18 protein-coding genes are annotated in these 17,048 nt (G+C 69.2%); 6 read left to right on the forward strand and 12 right to left on the reverse strand.

Annotated features, from left to right (window positions below):
- Positions 1-13 precede the first annotated feature (13 nt).
- The 9 genes from ACEVFP_RS10925 to ACEVFP_RS10965 form a co-directional block, all read right to left on the reverse strand.
- Positions 14-421 carry a hypothetical protein gene (locus ACEVFP_RS10925; protein ID WP_374999492.1) on the reverse strand — a complete coding sequence of 136 codons (408 nt, stop codon included), beginning with the start codon at positions 419-421 and terminating at the stop codon, positions 14-16.
- Positions 418-624 (reverse strand): type II toxin-antitoxin system VapB family antitoxin, encoded by a 207-nt coding sequence (locus ACEVFP_RS10930; protein ID WP_374999493.1) that lies wholly within the window; start codon positions 622-624, stop codon positions 418-420. Before ACEVFP_RS10930 ends, ACEVFP_RS10925 begins: the two co-directional genes overlap by 4 nt.
- 93 nt (positions 625-717) lie before the next feature.
- On the reverse strand, positions 718-1,350 hold the full coding sequence (locus ACEVFP_RS10935) for a flavin reductase family protein (RefSeq protein ID WP_374999494.1): 633 nt from the start codon (positions 1,348-1,350) through the stop codon (positions 718-720).
- Positions 1,351-1,361: 11 nt separating this feature from the next.
- A complete protein-coding gene (gene hsaC, locus ACEVFP_RS10940) occupies positions 1,362-2,258 on the reverse strand; it encodes an iron-dependent extradiol dioxygenase HsaC (protein ID WP_374999495.1) in 897 nt (298 codons plus the stop codon).
- A complete protein-coding gene (hsaD, locus tag ACEVFP_RS10945) occupies positions 2,255-3,145 on the reverse strand; it encodes a 4,5:9,10-diseco-3-hydroxy-5,9,17-trioxoandrosta-1(10),2-diene-4-oate hydrolase (protein WP_374999496.1) in 891 nt (296 codons plus the stop codon). The genes hsaC and hsaD overlap by 4 nt, the downstream gene beginning before the upstream one ends.
- Positions 3,145-4,311 (reverse strand): 3-hydroxy-9,10-secoandrosta-1,3,5(10)-triene-9,17-dione monooxygenase oxygenase subunit, encoded by a 1,167-nt coding sequence (gene hsaA / locus ACEVFP_RS10950; RefSeq protein WP_374999497.1) that lies wholly within the window; start codon positions 4,309-4,311, stop codon positions 3,145-3,147. Before hsaA ends, hsaD begins: the two co-directional genes overlap by 1 nt.
- Positions 4,312-4,391: 80 nt before the next feature.
- Positions 4,392-5,486, reverse strand: a complete 1,095-nt coding sequence (gene dmpG / locus ACEVFP_RS10955) for a 4-hydroxy-2-oxovalerate aldolase (protein WP_374999498.1) — start codon at positions 5,484-5,486, stop codon at positions 4,392-4,394.
- Entirely contained in the window at positions 5,483-6,415 is a 933-nt protein-coding gene (locus ACEVFP_RS10960) for an acetaldehyde dehydrogenase (acetylating) (protein WP_374999499.1), read from the reverse strand. The genes dmpG and ACEVFP_RS10960 overlap by 4 nt, the downstream gene beginning before the upstream one ends.
- Positions 6,416-6,425: 10 nt before the next feature.
- Positions 6,426-7,337, reverse strand: a complete 912-nt coding sequence (locus ACEVFP_RS10965; RefSeq protein ID WP_374999500.1) for a 2-keto-4-pentenoate hydratase — start codon at positions 7,335-7,337, stop codon at positions 6,426-6,428.
- A gap of 67 nt (positions 7,338-7,404) precedes the next feature.
- Between ACEVFP_RS10965 and kstD the strand changes: the two genes are divergently transcribed.
- The 6 genes from kstD (at position 7,405) to ACEVFP_RS10995 (ending at position 11,789) form a co-directional block, all read left to right on the forward strand.
- Positions 7,405-9,081, forward strand: a complete 1,677-nt coding sequence (gene kstD / locus ACEVFP_RS10970) for a 3-oxosteroid 1-dehydrogenase (protein WP_374999501.1) — start codon at positions 7,405-7,407, stop codon at positions 9,079-9,081.
- Positions 9,081-9,923: a MaoC/PaaZ C-terminal domain-containing protein gene (locus tag ACEVFP_RS10975; RefSeq protein ID WP_374999502.1), complete on the forward strand. Its 843-nt coding sequence runs from the start codon at positions 9,081-9,083 to the stop codon at positions 9,921-9,923. The genes kstD and ACEVFP_RS10975 overlap by 1 nt, the downstream gene beginning before the upstream one ends.
- Positions 9,924-9,950: 27 nt before the next feature.
- A complete protein-coding gene (locus tag ACEVFP_RS10980; protein WP_374999503.1) occupies positions 9,951-10,550 on the forward strand; it encodes a class I SAM-dependent methyltransferase in 600 nt (199 codons plus the stop codon).
- Between the two features lie 148 nt (positions 10,551-10,698).
- Complete coding sequence (locus tag ACEVFP_RS10985) at positions 10,699-11,022, forward strand: hypothetical protein (RefSeq protein ID WP_374999504.1); 324 nt, start codon at positions 10,699-10,701, stop codon at positions 11,020-11,022.
- Positions 11,023-11,136: 114 nt separating this feature from the next.
- Complete coding sequence (locus ACEVFP_RS10990; RefSeq protein ID WP_374999505.1) at positions 11,137-11,385, forward strand: AbrB/MazE/SpoVT family DNA-binding domain-containing protein; 249 nt, start codon at positions 11,137-11,139, stop codon at positions 11,383-11,385.
- Positions 11,382-11,789: a PIN domain-containing protein gene (locus ACEVFP_RS10995; RefSeq protein WP_374999506.1), complete on the forward strand. Its 408-nt coding sequence runs from the start codon at positions 11,382-11,384 to the stop codon at positions 11,787-11,789. Before ACEVFP_RS10990 ends, ACEVFP_RS10995 begins: the two co-directional genes overlap by 4 nt.
- Here ACEVFP_RS10995 and ACEVFP_RS11000 read toward each other — a convergent pair.
- The 3 genes from ACEVFP_RS11000 to ACEVFP_RS11010 form a co-directional block, all read right to left on the reverse strand.
- Positions 11,770-12,939, reverse strand: a complete 1,170-nt coding sequence (locus ACEVFP_RS11000; RefSeq protein WP_374999507.1) for a lipid-transfer protein — start codon at positions 12,937-12,939, stop codon at positions 11,770-11,772. The genes ACEVFP_RS10995 and ACEVFP_RS11000 overlap by 20 nt on opposite strands.
- Positions 12,940-13,414: 475 nt before the next feature.
- Positions 13,415-14,710, reverse strand: a complete 1,296-nt coding sequence (locus tag ACEVFP_RS11005) for an OB-fold domain-containing protein (RefSeq protein ID WP_374999508.1) — start codon at positions 14,708-14,710, stop codon at positions 13,415-13,417.
- Positions 14,707-16,944 (reverse strand): acyl-CoA dehydrogenase family protein, encoded by a 2,238-nt coding sequence (locus tag ACEVFP_RS11010; protein ID WP_374999509.1) that lies wholly within the window; start codon positions 16,942-16,944, stop codon positions 14,707-14,709. The genes ACEVFP_RS11005 and ACEVFP_RS11010 overlap by 4 nt, the downstream gene beginning before the upstream one ends.
- Positions 16,945-17,048: the final 104 nt, after the last annotated feature.

Consider the following 17,048-nt stretch of genomic DNA (forward strand, 5'->3'; position numbering starts at 1 on the left):
ACTGTTCTTCTTCTCAGATGACGTCGACTCGTTGATGTCTGACACGGCCGCCACTCGCCTGCGACAGCGCGTCGAAGTCGCGGTCCGCAGACAAGATCGTGGCGTCGTTGGCGACGGCGTAGGCGGCGATCAGCACGTGGACGGCTCCGGCGGCCCGCATCAGTCCGGAGTCCCAGAGTGCCTGCTGCAGGTCGAGCACGTCTGCGCTCCTGGGATGACGCGTCAGTGCCAGGAAGGCGTTCATCTGTGCCCGGCGCCGCTGATACTCGGTCGGGCTCCGTGCTGCGTGGCAGTACTCCAGCACCTGTGGCGGACAGGTGACGATCGTGTGCTCGCGCGCGATCCTCTGCACAAGCAAGGTGATCGCCGGAACATGCTCGACCCGCGACCACACGCTCTGGTCGACGATGTACGTCGTCACTGATCGAGATCGTAGTGAATCACGGGGGCGTCGACGTCGCCCGGTCCCATCGCGATGATGTCCTCGACCACCTCGACCTGCCGCTTCTGGGCGATGAGCAGATCGAGGGCATACTCGACGACCTCCCGGTTGCTCGTCGCCCCGGTGAGCTGGCGCGCCACCTCCAGCTGGTCCTTGTCGAGATCGATGCTCGTGATCGCCATGGCCATCCTCCTTCTATATACGAGTATATATAGGAAGGGCACGTCGTCATCCACAGGTAGCGAGGCAACACAGGCTGCGACGTCCTGCGGCACCTACCCGTCGGTGGTGCGGTACGCGCCTCGGTGGAACAGCAGAGGACTGGATGCCCCACCCTCACCGAGCGCGACGACCTCGCCGATGACGAGGTAGTGGTCACCGGTCTCGTGCACGGCATGGACGGAGCAGTCGACCCAGCCGACGATCCCGTCGAGGCGCGGCATGCCCGTGTCCGTCGGCTGCCAGGCGACGCCGGTGAACTTGTCCTCGGCCCGGGAGGCGAACTGGTTCGACACCTCGGTCTGCTCGGCCGCGAGGAAGTTCACGCAGAACCGGCGTGACAGCCGGATCGCCGCGAAGGCGCGCGACGTCTTCATCGGCAGGAAGGCCACGAGCGGCGGGTCCAGCGAGACACTGGTGAACGACTGGCAGGTCATACCCACCGGGGTGTCGCCGTGCATCGTGGTCACCACGGTCACTCCGCTGGCGTACCGCCCGAGCACGTCGCGGAAGGCCAACGCGGCAGCCTGTGCGGCCTCTCCGTCGATCTGGACGACCTCGCCGGGACGCCACGCGAACGTCTCATGGTCCGCCCCGAGGTAGGAGTCGATCAGCTCGCGTGACGGCCAGGTCTCGGCGGCATCGGGATTCATGCCCTGCGGGACGTCGGCGTCGGTCACGGGCTCCATCGTGGCACCCGTCAGCCGGACTGGCCGAACTCATGGCCCCAGTACGAGACCGCGGTCGACTCCCGGGCCACCCACCGCTGGTCGTCGACGGTGAGGCCCTCGCACCCGAACTCGATGTCGAAGTTGCCCGGCGACTTGACGTAGAACGACACCATCTCGTCGTTCATGTGCCGGCCGAGGGTAGCCGACAGCGGTGCCTGGTGCTTGCGCACCCGCTCCAGCGCCCGCCCGACGTCGTCGAGCTTCTCGACCTCGAACATGATGTGCACGCAGCGGCTGGGGTTGGGCATCGGCAGGAAGGCGAGCGAGTGGTGTCGTGGGTTCACACCGAGGAACCGGAGCCAGACCTTGGACCCGGGCTCCTTGCCGACGAACTCACCGGGCATCGACATCGAGTCGCGCAGGCGGAAGCCGAGCACGTCACGGTAGAAGCGCAGCGCCTCCACGTCGTCGTCGACGGGGATGACGACGTGGCCCATGCCCTGCTCGCCGGTCACGAACGTGGCGGCGTACGGCGTGACCACGGGGCGGGACTCGTACGTGATGCCGTGGAAGAGCTCGAAGACGTTGTCGAACGGGTCGCTGAAGCGGATCAGCTCCTGCACGCGACGCTCGGTCAGCTCCTCGGGCGTCCCTTCGGCGAAGTCGACACCCGCCTTGCCGAGGTGCTCGCGGGCCGCCTGCAGCGCGTCGTGGTCGGCGACCTCCCAGCCGACGCACTCGAGCCGGTCCACGTCCGACGGGAAGACCACCATCCGGCTGGAGACCTCATCGATGCGGAAGTAGAGGTTCTCCTCACTCGGCCCACGCCCCTCGGCGAGCCCGAGGACCTTGGTCCCGAAGTGGCGCCACGCCGGCAGGTCCGTGCTGGCGATGCGGGCATAGCCCATCGACTTGATGTCGATCACGACGTACTCCTCTCGGTATGGCGCGCCAGGAAGGCGGTGCTGACCTCTCGGAACTCCTCGGCCGCCTCGATCTGCGCCCAGTGGCCACAGTTGGGGAAGACGTGCAGCGAGGCGCGCGGGATCATCTTCAGGGCCACGAATGCGCCGTCGAGCGGGTTGACCCGGTCCTCACGTCCCCAGGTGAGCAGGGTCGGTCGCTTCATCCGGTGGGCGTCGCGCCAGATGAGGCCGTCCTCGAAGGTGTCCGGGGCCCAGAACGACATGCCCATGGACGCCATCGCCTCCTGGGCACCCGGGGCGGTCGCATCGGCGAATCGTTCGGCGACGAGCTCGTCGGTGACCAGGCTCTGGTCGACGACCATCGTGGAGATGAAGGCCCGGAGTGCCTCCTGCGATGGCGCGCCGCCGAACTCCATGAGCCGTTTGACGCCCTCGGTCGGATCGGCGTGGAAGAGGTTCAGGGACAGCCCGCCCGGTCCCATCAGCACCAGCCGGCCGACGCGCTCGGGGTACAGCAGCGCGAACCGCATCGCAGTGCCGCCGCCGAGGCTGTTGCCTAGCAGGTGGACACGGTCGATGCCCAGCTCGTCGAGCAGGTCCTTCACGGCCTCGGCCGCGAACCGGAAGTAGTTGCCGACCACCGGGGGCTTGTCGCTCTGCCCGAACCCGGGCTGGTCGACGAGCAGCGTGCGGAAGTTCTCGGCGAAGCCCGGCAGAGCGGAGCCGAAGTTCGACCACGCCGAGGCGCCTGGGCCTCCCCCGTGCAGCATGACCAGGGGCAGTCCGCCGCCGACGTGCGTCGGATCCCCGGCCTCGTAGTAGTTCAGGGTGAGGTCGCCGGCTCGGGCGGACCGGCGCACTGACTCGCGTGAGACAGCACCGGCCATCAGTACATCCCCGGGTCGACCTGGTGACCGAACTCGTGCATGCCGTACATCTGCAGCGCACGCTCAGGATCGTTGGCGGCGTGCACGCGGCCGGCATGGGCGTCTCGCCAGGCCCGCTGCAGGTAGGTGCCGTTGGCCAGCGCCCGTCCGCCCGAGGCTTCGAAGAGCTCATCGATGGCATCGATCGCGCGCTGTGTCCCGAGCACCTGGTCGCGCCGGACCCGCAGCCGCAACGACAGCGGGATCTTCTCGCCCTTGGCCACGAGCGCCTGCTCCTCGCGGATGTTGGCCATGGTGAGCGCCCACGCGGCGTCGATCTCGCTCGAGGTCCGAGCAATGCGCACCGCGGCGAACGGGTCCGAGGCAGCCTTCTCCCCGGCATAGGCCGCACGCACGCGGGCCTGCTGCATCTCGACGTGCTCGGCGTAGGCCCCGCGGGCCATGCCGATGATCGGGGTGCTGATCGTAGTGGTGAACAGCGAGTGGAACGGCAGCTTGTAGAGCTCGCCGGGGTTCTGCTCCTGACCGGGGCCGCGGCAGCGGCCGGTGTCGCTCATCGAGAGGGTGAACTCCTCGGGGATGAACGTCTCGGCGACCACGATGTCGTTGGAGCCCGTGCCGGCCAGACCCACGACGTCCCAGACGTCCACGACCTCGTACTTCTCCTGCGGCACCAGGAAGGTCTTGAAGTCGACGACCTGTCCCTGCTCGTCGGTCACGAGTCCACCGAGGAGCACCCACGTCGCATGGGCCGACCCGGAGGAGAAGCTCCACCGTCCCTGCAGGAGGTATCCCCCGTCAGCGACGACGGCCTTGCCGGTGGGTGCGTAGGACGAGCTGAGCCGTGTGGAGGTGTCCTCACCCCAGACGGCTTGCTGTGCGTCGTCGTGGAACAGGGCCACCTGCCACGGGTGGACGCCGAGCACCGACGAGATCCAGCCGGTCGAGCCGCAGGCCGACGCGAGCATGCCGACCGCGGTGTAGAAGTCGATCGGGTCGGCCTCCAGCCCGTCGAACCGCTGCGGCTGGAGCATCCGGAAGAAGCCGGTGTCCTCCAGCTCTTTCACGGACGCGTCCGGCACCTGGCGCAGTCGCTCGGTCTCGTCCGCGCGCTCACGGAGGGTGGGCAGCAGGTCTCGCACACCGTCGAGCACATCCTGGGTCATCGCAGCTCCTTCGAAGTCTCTCCCCAATACTAGAACATGTTCTAGTACCAAGTCCATCTGCCCCTCCGGTGACTGCGGCGCTACTCGCGCTCCCTCGCCACCTTCAGCTGCAGCGCGATGTCGACGAGCTGGTCCTCCTGGCCCCCGATGAGCTGACGACGGCCGGCCTCGAGCAGGATCTGCGCACCGGAGACGTCATAGCGCCGCGCCGCGTGGTCCGCATGCTTGAGGAAGGAGGAGTAGACGCCGGCGTAGCCCATCATCAGCGTCATCCGGTTGAGGGTGCACTCCTCGGGCATGGCCGGGCGGACGATGTCCTCAGCAGCGTCGACGACCTGCAGGAAGTCGACGCCGGTCCTCCACCCGAGCTTGTCCGCGACGCCGATGAAGGCCTCGAGCGGCGTGTTTCCGGCACCGGCCCCGAACCGCCGCACCGAACCGTCGATCTGCGTGGCACCGGAACGGGCCGCGATCACGGTGTTCGCCACGCCGAGGCCGAGGTTCTCGTGGCCGTGGAAGCCGACCGTGGCCACGTCGCCGATCTCGGCGACGATCGCGGACACCCGGTCACCGACGCCCTCCATGACCAGCGCCCCCGCGGAGTCGACGACGTACACGCACTGGCACCCGGCATCGACCATGATGCGGGCCTGCTTGGCCAGCGCCTCGGGCGGCTGGGTGTGGGCCATCATCAGGAACCCGACGGTCTCGAGGCCGAGCTCGCGGGCGAGCCCGAAGTGCTGCTGCGACGTGTCCGCCTCCGTGCAGTGGGTGGCGATGCGGCAGATCTGGGCACCGTTGCCCTGGGCGGCACGGATGTCGTCCTTGGTGCCCACGCCCGGCAGCATGAGAAAGGCGATCCGCGCCCGGGATGCCGTCTCGGCCGCCAGCTTGATCAGCTCCTGCTCGGGCGTGCGGGAGAAGCCGTAGTTGAACGACGAGCCACCCAGACCGTCACCGTGGGTCACCTCGATGACCGGGATGCCCGCGGCGTCGAGCGAGCCGACGATGTCGCGGACCTCCTGTGGCACGAACTGGTGCCGCTTGTGGTGCGAGCCGTCACGCAGGCAGGTGTCCGTGAGTCGCAGGTCGAGGTCGCTCGACGGGTCGGTCTGCGACCAGGTTCGCTCCAGCACGTCCAGGCCCTCGTCGAGGCCGGTCACAGACGCGGTCATGCGCTCATCTCCTTGCCGATCGACTCGCCGACCCTCGTGGCCGCGGCGGTCATGATGTCGAGGTTCCCGGCATACGGGGGCAGGTGGTCGCCGGCGCCCTCGACCTCCACGAAGATGCTCACCCTCGTGGCCGGCACCGTCGTCTCCCCCATGGGACCCTGCGTCGGAACCGTGGCGTCGTCGAACTGGGGGTCCTGGAGCAGTCGGTAGCCGGGCACGTACTGCTGGACGTCCTGCACCATCTGCACCACCGACTCAGCGACGGCATCGCGGTCGGCATCGGGCGCGACGGCACAGTAGATGGTGTCGCGCATGATCATCGGAGGATCGGAGGGGTTGAGGATGATGATCGCCTTGCCCCGCTGCGCGCCGCCGATCGTCTCCACCCCGGCACTGGTGGTGCGGGTGAACTCATCGATGTTGGCCCGGGTGCCAGGTCCTGCCGACGCACTCGAGACGGACGCCACGATCTCGGCGTAGGACACGGGCGTCACCCGCGAGACGGCGCTCACCATCGGGATGGTCGCCTGACCGCCACAGGTGATCAGGTTGACGTTCCCGGCCCCCACGTGTTCCTCGCCGTTGACGGGAGGGATGACGGCAGGGCCGACCGCGGCCGGCGTCAGGTCGATCGCGCGGATGCCGGCCTCGGCGTATCGCGGCGCGTAGGCACGGTGCACGGACGCGGACGTCGCCTCGAAGATCATCTCGGGGAGCTCGTCCTGCTTGAGCAGCCAGTCGACCCCCTCGTGCGACGCCTCGACACCGCGCTGCCTGGCCAGCTCGAGCCCTTCGGAGGCCGGGTCGACGCCGATCATCCAGCGCGGCTCGACGAACCCGCCCTCAGCGGCACTGCGAAGCAGCTTGTACAACAGGTCGGTGCCGATGTTGCCGGGACCGACGATGGCGGCCGTGACCTTGCGGGTCATCACATCTCCCCTACTCGGTGAAGGACAGCCGCACGCTGCCCCAGCTGGTTCCGACACTGTCGGCGAACACGGCCTCGAACTCATCGCCGGCGGCGGCGTCGACGGCCCGGTGGACGCTGCCGGGCAGGATCACGTGCCCTGCCTCCAAGGTCACGCCGAACGACGCGACCTTGCGTGCGAGCCAGGCGACCGCCGTCGTCGGGTCGCCGAGGACCGCGTCGGAGCGTCCCGCCGCCACCTCCTCGCCACCACGCAGCAGCCGCGCCTCGATGATCGTGAGGTCGACAGTGGCGGGGTCGACGCGGGCAGTGCCGAGGACGAAGCCGGCACTCGAGGCGTTGTCGGCGATGGTGTCGGTGATCTTGATGTCCCAGCCGGCGATGCGCGAGTCGATCAGCTCGATCGCCGCGGTGACGTGGTCGGTCGCGTCGATGACGTCAGCCTCGGTGCATCCGTGGCCCGGGAGGGTCTTGCCGAGGACGTAGGCGACCTCCACCTCCACGCGCGGCATGCAGTACCGGCTCGCGGAGACTGTGTTCTTCGCCGTCCTCCCCCACGCACGCCCCCACTCGCTGCGCTCGCGGGAGGTACCCCCACGCTGCGCTCCGTGCAGGGAGGTGCCCCCAGGCCCGGCACCCCCGCCGGGGCTGGCCGGGATCTCCATGTCGGAGAGCAGGTGGCCGTAGTCCGGCTCGTCGACGCCCATCATCTCCTGCATCGCCAGGGAGGAGAGCCCCACCTTGTGGCCGCGCACGGTCGCACCGGCCTCGCGGCGCTCGGCGATGTTGAGCAGCTGGATGGTGTAGGCGTCGACGACGTCGAGGTCCGGCCAGGTCGTACGCAGCGGCGGCACCGGGCTCCGTTCACGCTCGGCACTGGCCAGTACCTTCGCGACATCGCGTCGCGCCTCGGCGGAGAGCATGGAGCCATGGTAGAACGTGTTACAGTTTTGCGAAAGTCAAGCCCGCTGAAGGCCCTCGGGAGGACCGATGGAACAGACGTGCGACGTCGTCGTCGTGGGAGCCGGCGGTGCCGGGATGACGGCCGCCCTCGCCGCCGCACGCCACGGCCTCGACACCGTCGTCATCGAGAAGAGCCCGTACTTCGGCGGGTCGACGGCCCGCTCCGGCGGCGGGGTCTGGGTGCCCGGCAACCAGGCACTCCGTGACGCCGGGCAGGTCGATGCCGACGATGCCGAGCAGGCCAAGCGCTACCTCGACGCCATCGTCGGTGACGTCGTGCCCAAGGAGCGACGCGACACGTTCCTCGACCGCGGCCCAGAGGTCGTCGACTTCCTGACCGAGCAGACCCCGGTGCGGTTCCGGTGGGTCCCGGAGTACTCCGACTACCTGCCCGAGGAGCCGGGCGGACGGGCGCAGGGTCGCAGCGTGGAGCCGGTCCCGATGGACGGCCACATCATCGGCGACGAGCTCGAACGCCTCTGCCCCGCCTACACCAAGGCGCCACCGAACTTCATCGTCACGCAGGCCGACTTCCGCAAGATCAACCTCGGTCTGCGCACGCTGCGCGGGCCCCTGACGATGCTGCGCGTGCTGCTCAACAAGGCCATCGACACGATGCGGCGACGTCGGATGTACGCGATGGGCAATGCGCTCGCCATCAGCATGCGCAAGGGTCTGATGGATGCCGGCGTGCCGGTGCACTACGAGACCGAGCTCACCGCACTGGTGGTCGAGGACGGCCGCGTGGTGGGGGTCAGGGTGGTCAGGGGCGGGGCTGATCACGACGGGACCGAGATCGTCGTCCGCGCCCGGCGAGGAGTGATCCTCGGCTCCGGTGGGTTCGAGAAGAACGAGGCCCTCCGGGAGAAGCACCTGCCCTCGCCCACCGACGCCGCATGGAGCACGGCGGCCGCCAGTAACACCGGCGCGGGGATCGAGGCCGGCGTCGCCGTCGGCGCGGCGACCGACCTGATGGACGATGCGTGGTGGGGACCGACGATCCCGCTGCCATCCGGCGCCTGGTTCTGCCTCGCCGAGCGCAACCTGCCGGGCTCGATCATCGTGAACTCGGCCGGCCGCCGGTTCATGAACGAGGCCCTGCCGTACGTGGAGGCGACCCACGAGATCTATGCCGGCGAGGCCACCGGGGTCTCGCACGTGCCCGCGTGGATGATCGTGGACCAGCGCTACCGCAACCGTTATCTGTTCGCAGGCCTGTCGCCGCGCCAGCCCTTCCCCGGACGCTGGTACAAGCACGGCACCGTGAAGCGGTCCGACACGCTCGCAGACCTCGCCGCCGAGATCGACGTGCCGGCCGATGCACTCGTGGAGACGGTGCATCGCTTCAACGGCTTCGCCGTGGCCGGCGTCGACGAGGACTTCCGTCGCGGCGACAGTGCGTACGACCGCTACTACGCCGACCCGCGCGTCCAGCCGAACCCGTCGCTGCACAGCATCGACCAGGGCCCGTTCTACGCGGTGAAGATCGTCCCCGGCGACCTCGGCACCAAGGGTGGGATCGTCACCGACGAACGGGGCCGCGCACTGCGTCCGGACGGATCGGCGATCGATGGGCTGTACGCCGCCGGCAACTGCTCCTCTGCCGTCATGGGACGCACGTACGCGGGCCCCGGCGCCACCATCGGGCCCGCACTGACGTTCGGCTACCTGGCCGCCGAGGACATCGCACGAGGAACAACCTGATGCCGATCGATCCGGACGTCGCGATCGGCGCCGAGGTCGGCCGCCAGGAGTTCAGGTGGTCAAGCAGCGACGTCCTGCTCTACCACCTCGCCGTCGGTGCGCAGGACCTGAGCTACACGTTGGAGACCAGCGCCGCCTTCCAGGTGCTACCGAGCTTCGCCGTCGTCGCGCCGACGTTCCACGTCACCGAACCACCGAGCCTCGACCTTCCCGGGTGCGACATCAACCTCGCCCAGGTGGTGCACGGCGCCCAGGAGGTGCACGTCGGCGGGCCACTGCCCAGGTCCGGGTCAGCCACGCTCACGACGCGCATCACCGACGTCTGGGACAAGGGGAAGGCTGCCGTCATCTGGCAGGAAGGCGTGGCCGAGGATCCCGACGGGACCGAGCTGTGGCGTGTCCGATCCTCGATCTTCGTGCGCGGCGAGGGCGGCTGGGGCGGAGGCCGCGGACAGAGCACCGCGACCACCGTCCCGGATCGGGCTCCGGACGCCTCCACGACGTACGAGGTGACGCCGCAACAGGCACTGCTCTACCGCCTGTGCGGCGACCGCAACCCCCTGCACGCCGACCCGGAGTTCGCCAGGGCGGCCGGGTTCGACGCACCCATCCTGCACGGACTGTGCACCTACGGCATCGTGCTGCGCGAGGTCATCGACCTGCTGCTCGACGGCGACGCCACCGCCGTCGACAGCTTCGGCGCCCGCTTCGCCGGCGTCGTCCTCCCGGGAGAGACGCTCTCGATCAGCGCGTGGGACGAGCCCGAGGGCATCGTGGTGACCGCGAGCGTCGGCGACGGCGCTCGCCCGGCCCTCGCCGACTGCTTCGTGACCAGACGTTGATCCGGTCCGCGCCCTAGGCTCGGCAGCATGGAGTCCTCACCCAATGCCCGCACCGTCGAGTCGTACGAGCGGATCGCTGTCGACTATGCCCAGGAGACTGCGGGCGCTCTGGTCCTGTCCGGCGGGCTCACGCGTCTTGCCGAGGCGGTCCCGAGCGGTCATGCCCTGGAGGTCGGCTCCGGCCCCGGGTGGGACGCCGACTTTCTCGAGGAGGCCGGACTGACGGTTCGCCGTACCGACCTCACCGAGGCGTTCATCGAGCTCCAACGCGCCCGCGGCCAGGAGGTCGGCCGGCTGGACGTGATCCACGACGACCTGGGCGGTCCCTACGACGCCGTCGTGACCCTGCACGTCCTTCAGCACGTGGAGCCGCACGATCTGAACGCGGTGCTGGTGAAGGTGGCGGGCGCCTTGCGCCCGGACGGCCGGTTCCTCGTGTCCGTCCCCTTGGGCGCGGGCGCCGGTTGGGAGGTCGGGGGCTCCGGCTGTCGCTACTACCGTTCGCTCTGGTCCGAGGCGGAGTTCGTCACCGCCCTGGCAGGGGCCGGACTCCGGTCGGAATGGACACAGCGGTCCGTCCCCGAGGGGGAGACCGGCTGGCTCTGCGTCCTGGCCCGGCGGGCCTAGCCTCCGAGGACCAGCCCGGAGGTCGGCACGCCGGTGCCGGCTGTGACCAGCACGTGCCGGGCCTCGGGGACCTGGTTCACCGACGTTCCGCGGAGCTGACACACCGAGCCTCGACCTTCCCGGGTGCGACATCAACCTCGCCCAGGTCGTGCACGGCGCCCAGGAGGTGCACGTCGGCGGGCCACTGCCCACGTCCGGGTCGGCCACACTGACGACGCGCATCACCGACGTCTGGGACAAGCGGAAGGCCGCCGTCATCTGGCAGGAAGGCGTGGCCAAGGATCCCGGCGGCACCGAGCTGTGGCGTGTCCGATCCTCGATCTTCGTACGCGGCGAGGGCGGCTGGGGCGGAGGCCGCGGACAGAGCACCGCGGCCACCGTCCCGGACTACCGGGCCCGCTTCGCCGGCGTCGTGTTTCCGGGAGAGACGCTCTCGGTGAACGCGTGGGACGAGCCCGGGGCATCGTGGTGACCGCGAGCGTCGGCGACGACGCTCGCCCGGCCCTCGCCGACTGCTTGGTTGTTCATCGCTGACTCAGATCCCTTACCTATAAGTAAGGAACAGGATCAGTGGTAAGATCTTGGCATGGCGACGGCGAAGGTGACCAGCAAGGGGCAGATCACCATTCCACGCGAAGTGCGCACGGCGCTCGGTCTCGAGACTGGCTCCCGTGTGGAGTTCGTCGCGTCGAGTCACGGGTCGTACGAGCTCGTCCCGGCATCCCGCAGCATCAAGGACCTCAAAGGGGTCGTCCAGACACGAGGCCGCACTGTCAGCCTCGAGGAGATCGACGAAGCCGTGGCTGCTGCAGCGGTCGAGAGATCGCGACAGTGATCGGTCTCGACACGAACGTCCTGGTGCGCTACTTCGCCCAGGACGACGAGGCACAGGCACACGAAGCGGAACGTGTCATCGACACGCTCACGGACGACGACCCAGGGTTCGTCTCACTCGTGGTGTTGTGCGAGCTCATCTGGGTCCTCGGTCACGCCTACCGTGTGCCGGCCGATGAGATCCTCGTCATCGTCGAAGGCATGCTCAGCACGCGGGAGCTGCGCATCCAGGAAGCGGACTCTGTCCACCGAGCCGTCCGAAGCTCTCGAACCGCACCGGCCGAGATGGTCGACGCCTTGGTCGGTGAGCTCGGCGCGGCCGCCGGATGCACCGAGACCGTGACCTTCGACCGCGCCGCCGCCGAACTTGCGACGATGCGCCTTCTCACGACCCGCCGAGGATGAGACCGGAGGTCGGCACGCCGGTGCCGGCCGTGACCAGCACGTGCCGGGCCTCGGGAACCTGGTTCGCCGACGTTCCGCGGATCTGGCGCACCGCCTCGGCGATGCCGTTCATGCCGTGGATGTAGGCCTCTCCGAGCTGCCCGCCATGGGTGTTGATCGGGAGCCGGCCGCCGATCTCGATGGCACCGTCGGCGATGAACTCCTTGGCCTCGCCGCGGCCGCAGAAGCCGAGCTCCTCCAGCTGCATGAGCACGTACGGCGTGAAGTGGTCGTAGAGCACCGCGGTGTCGATGTCGTCGGGGGCGAGACCGGACTGCCGCCACAGCTCACCCCCCACCACGCCGACCTCGGGGATGCCGACGTCGTCGCGGTAGTACGACGTCATGACGAACTGGTCGGCAGCACTGCCCTGCGCGGCAGCCACGATCGGCACCGCTCCGGCCCTCAGGTCCCGGGCACGCTCGGTGGAGGTGACAACGATCGCGACCGCCCCGTCGCTCTCCTGGCAGCAGTCGAGCAGACGCAGCGGATCGGCGATCATCCGTGAGCCCTGGTGGTCCTCGAGGGTGATCGGGCGCTCGTGGAAGAACGCGTTCGGGTTGGTGGCAGCGTGCCGACGGTCGGCCACCGCGACGCGGCCGAAGTCCTCGGAGGTCGCCCCGTACTCGTGCATGTAGCGGCGCGCCTGCATGGCCACCGTGGCTGCGGGTGTGGAGAGGCCGTACGGGTAGGTCCAGGCGTTGTCGAGACCGTTGGTGTTCACCTGTCCGGCCGCACCGGCCTGCACCTGACCGAAGCGTGATCCGGAGCGCTCGTTGAACCCGCGGTAGGCCACGACGACGTCGGCGACGCCCGTGGCAACCGCCATCGCCGCCTGCTGCACGGTGGCGCAGGCCGCCCCACCACCGAAGTTGATGCGACTGAAGAACCGGAGGTCACCCATGCCGAGCTCACGCGCCAGCGCGATCTCGGAGGACGTGTCCATGGTGAACGTGACCAGTCCGTCGACGTCGCCGGCCGCGAGCCCGGCATCTGCGAGCGCTGCCAGGGTGGCCTCTGCCGACAGCTGCAGCTCCGAGCGTCCCGACTGCTTGGAGAACTCGGTCGCGCCGATCCCAGCGATCGCCGCCGCCCCACTGAACACGTTCATGTCGCCTCGCTCATCGGTTGCGTGGTCGGTACGGAAGGTCCCGGAGTGCTTCGTTCCAGAGATCCGCATCCGTGCGTCGACGTGGTCTCGATACGCCGCTCGCTGCACTCGCGTGCTACTCGACCACCGTGAAGCTTGCGCAACATTTTCGGTGGTTGAGTAGCCGTGGGCAGCTGGGGGCACCTCCCTGCACGGAGCTCTGCGTGGGGGTACCTCCCGCGAGCGCAGCGAGTGGGGGCGTGCTTGGGGGCGGAACGAGCGTCCCACGGCAATGGAGCCGTCGCACCAGGGGCGTAGCCGCGACGGAGCGAAACCACGTACCCCGTCCGCGCATCGAAGTGGGTCTCGATACGGGCTCGGCCGCGGGCGGTCTCCCCCACTCGACCACCGTGAAGCTTGCGCAACGACTCGGTGGTTGAGTAGTGACGACGGTGAGGAACGAGCACGTCGCCGCGTATCGAAACCACGTTCCTCGTCATGGCAGACGCACCTCGAGCCGGGCGTCCACGTGGGTGCCGCGCGAGACCCGGCCGGTGACGTCGATCGTCGTCACGCCGTCGGTCTCGGAGACGATGACGCCGGTGAACCGGAGCGTGTCGTACGGGTGCGCCGCAGCGCCGAGCCGCAGCGCGCACGAGAGCACCTGCGTGCGAGGACCCGCCCAGTCGGTGACGTAGCGCTGTACGAGTCCTGTCGTGGTCAGGATGTTCAGGAAGATGTCCTCGCTGCCGCGTGACTGTGCAAGATCGCGGTCATGATGCACGTCCTGGAAGTCGCGGGTGGCCAGCGCCGTGGACACCACCAAGGTCGGCGTGATCGCCAGCTCCCAGACCGGGAGGTCGGACGCAACCTCCTGCGGCGCGTCCTGCGCCGGGGCACCGAGCGGCCGCCACTGCGCGAGCGTGAGGTCGTCATCGATCCGGTCGAACCAGACCTCGACCGGATCACCGATCTCGACGCCGTCACTCACCGCGCCGACCATGCGAACGCCCTCCTCCAGCTCGACCAGTGCGAGCGTCAACGGAAGTTCCTTGCCCGGGACGGCAGGTGCGTGGTGCACCAGGTGAGAGTGCACCCGCCCGCGGCCGGACGCGACCACGTGGCCGCGCTCCATCGCGTGGCACGACGGACACACCGGACCCGGTGGGTGTCGCAGCTCGCCGCACACATTGCACGTCTGGATCCGTAGCTCGTGCGCGGCCGTGCCCTCCCAGAAGAAGGCCGAGTCGCGGTTGACCAGTGGTCGGACCACCTCGGTCCGGTCCACCGTGGGCCGGCCCGTGCCCGGTATGAACTTCAGGACCCGGAAGGTCATCGTGGCGACTTCCTCGGGCGCATCGGTCGGGCCGACGAACCAGCTGTTGCGCGTGGTGACGAAGTAGCCCTCTCCCACGGCCGTTGCCTTGGGGCCGACCACCGACTCGAGCCGCGAGCTGATGCGGGGCCTCTCACCGGGCCGCAGGGCCCGAGCGTACGTCTGGTCGCAGTTGGTGCCGAGCACGGAGGTGTAGCCCGCCTCGTCGAGCGCCACCATCGTGTCCCACAACGGCTCCCCCGGCGGGCGCTCGGCGTTGAGTCCGGGCATCGTCCACACCTGCGCCATCGCCGGTGGTGCCTCGCAGTCGGGTCCCGGGCGCCACCGCGGGTTGGCGTCGCCGATCGCCTCGGCCCAGTGCCGGATCATCGGCTCGTTGACCGGATCCGGGCCCTCACGGGGCAAGCTGTCGCCGCGGGCCGTGATCGCCTCGATGCGCTCCTGCAGGTCACTCATCGCGGCACCTTGGGCAGGTCGAGCCCGAACATGGCGATCAGCTCGCGCTGCACCTCGTTGACACCGCCGCCGAAGGAGAGGACGAGGTTGCGCTTGCTGGTGGCGTCGAGGTAGTCGACCAGGCGAGCGGTCTCGGGGTCGGCCGGGTCGCCGTAGGTGGTGACGACGTCTGCCAGCGCCAGCCCCAGCCGCTGCACCTCGTCACTGGCGAACACCTTCGACGTCGACGCGTCCGCGACGGTCCGCTTCGCCGCCCCGGGATCGCCGTCCCCGGTTGTTCCGCCGGCCACTGCCCAGTTCAGGAGCTCGTTGACGCGGAACGAGACCGTCGCGCGGGCCAGCGTGTCGCGGACCCACGGAACCTGCAGCACCGGTGTGTCGTCATCGGCGGTGCGGCCTTCGGCCCAGGCCAGGACCCGGTCACGAAGGCCCTCGATCCGCCCGGCCGGACCGAGCATGACGCGTTCATGGTTGAGCTGGGTGGTGATCAGCTGCCAACCGCGGTTCTCCTCACCCACCAGCATGTCGGCCGGGACCCGGACGTCGTGGAAGTACGTCGCGTTCGTGTGGTGCGAGCCGTCGCTGGTGACGATGGGGGTGCTGGAGAAGCCCGGATCGCGGGTGTCGACGATGAGCACCGAGATGCCGCGGTGCGGTGGGGCCTCCGGGTCGGTCCGCGCGGCCAGCCACACGTAGTCGGCCACATGGGCACCGGTGGTCCACATCTTCTGTCCGTTCACCACGTAGTGGTCGCCCTCGCGTCGGGCGGTGGTGCGTAACGACGCGAGGTCGGTGCCCGCCTCGGGCTCGCTGTAGCCGATCGCGAAGTGCACGTCACCGGAGACGATGTCGGCGAGGAACATCTCCTTCTGCTTGTCGGTGCCGTACGCCTGCAGCGTCGGCCCGACCGTCTGCAAGGTGACTGCCGGCAGGTGCACATCGGAGCGCGCCGCCTCGTTGACGAACGCCTGCTGTTCCGTGCCGCCCCGTCCCTGTCCGCCGTACTCGGTGGGCCAGCCGACTCCCAGCCACCCGTCGGCGCCCATATGCTTGATGATCCGGTGGTACGCCGGACCGTGACGGTCCGCGCGCATCTCGTCCTCGTCCTCCTCGCTGACCAGACCACTCAGGTAGCCGCGTGCCTCCTGCTTGAACGTGCGCTGCTCCAAGGTGAGCTCGGCGTTCTTGCCGGCGGTCTCGGTGATCGGCACCTCGGCGAGGGCCGTAGGACCGCCGAGGTGCCGGGCGACGTCGCGCACCCCGGCGAAGTAGCCCGCCATCGGGTAGGTGGTGTCGACGCCCATCCCGCCGTGCAGGTGCTGGCAGGTCTGCATCACGCTCGGCGCCCGGTCGGCGAACCACTGAGCGGCGACGGCCAGGTCGTCGCCGGCCGGGTCCCCGGCATCCAGACGGCGGACGACCTCCTGCGCCGTCAGGGTGAACGTGCGGGAGGCGATGTAGACGTCCGCGACCTGTTGGGCGACCGCCTGGAACTCAGCGAGCGACCGGCCGAACTGGCGACGCTGGCGGACGTAGCCGGAGGTCAGGTCCCGCGCTCCCTCCACGAGGCCTGCGCCGACCGCGGCGAGACCGGCGACCGCATGGCTCCGCACGACGTCCGCATCGAGCACCCCGAGCACTGGGGCGTCGGTCAAGGTGTAGGTCGCCTCGTGCGCACCCCGCGAGGTGCCGGTGAGCACCCGCTCGACGCCCGGACCACCGGCGTCGACGAGGACGACGCTCGTGGACCCTGGGTCCGCACCAGGGACGGACCCAGGGCCTGACTGTGTGGCTGATACGAGCAGCAGCGTCGTCCCGTCCATGACCGGGACGCCGACCTTGGTGCCGCTGACGGCCTTCTCGTCACAGGCCGTGGCCGGGCGACGAGGCAACGCCACGCCACGCTCCCGGAGTGCCGGCGCGAGGAGCAGCTCGCCGGCCAGCACCTTCGGGACGATCGCGTTCTGAAGCTCCTGTGACCCGGAGCGGACGACGGGAAGCAACCCGCACGCCAGCGTCTCCCACACGGGCAGGTCCTTGGCCCGGCGACCCACCTCGTGCAACAGCACGGCGACCTCGCCCAGGCCGAGGCCCTCGCCGCCGAACGACTCGGGAGCAGCCAGGGACACCAGACCGGCATCGCGCATCGCGTGCCACGTCCCGTCGCCACGCTCGAGCACGTCCCCGATGACGGAGCGAACCTCCTGCCGCACCTCCGCACCTGCTGGACCCACGAGCCCTCCTCAGAAAGTGGCGATGATCTCAGCCAAGACTATAACGTGTTCTAGTATTGGCTGAGTCGCACACTGTCCGACGTCGCTGTTGCAGCCCTCCCGGA

This window comes from Aeromicrobium sp. CTD01-1L150 (genome assembly GCF_041951745.1).
Classification (GTDB): domain Bacteria; phylum Actinomycetota; class Actinomycetes; order Propionibacteriales; family Nocardioidaceae; genus Aeromicrobium.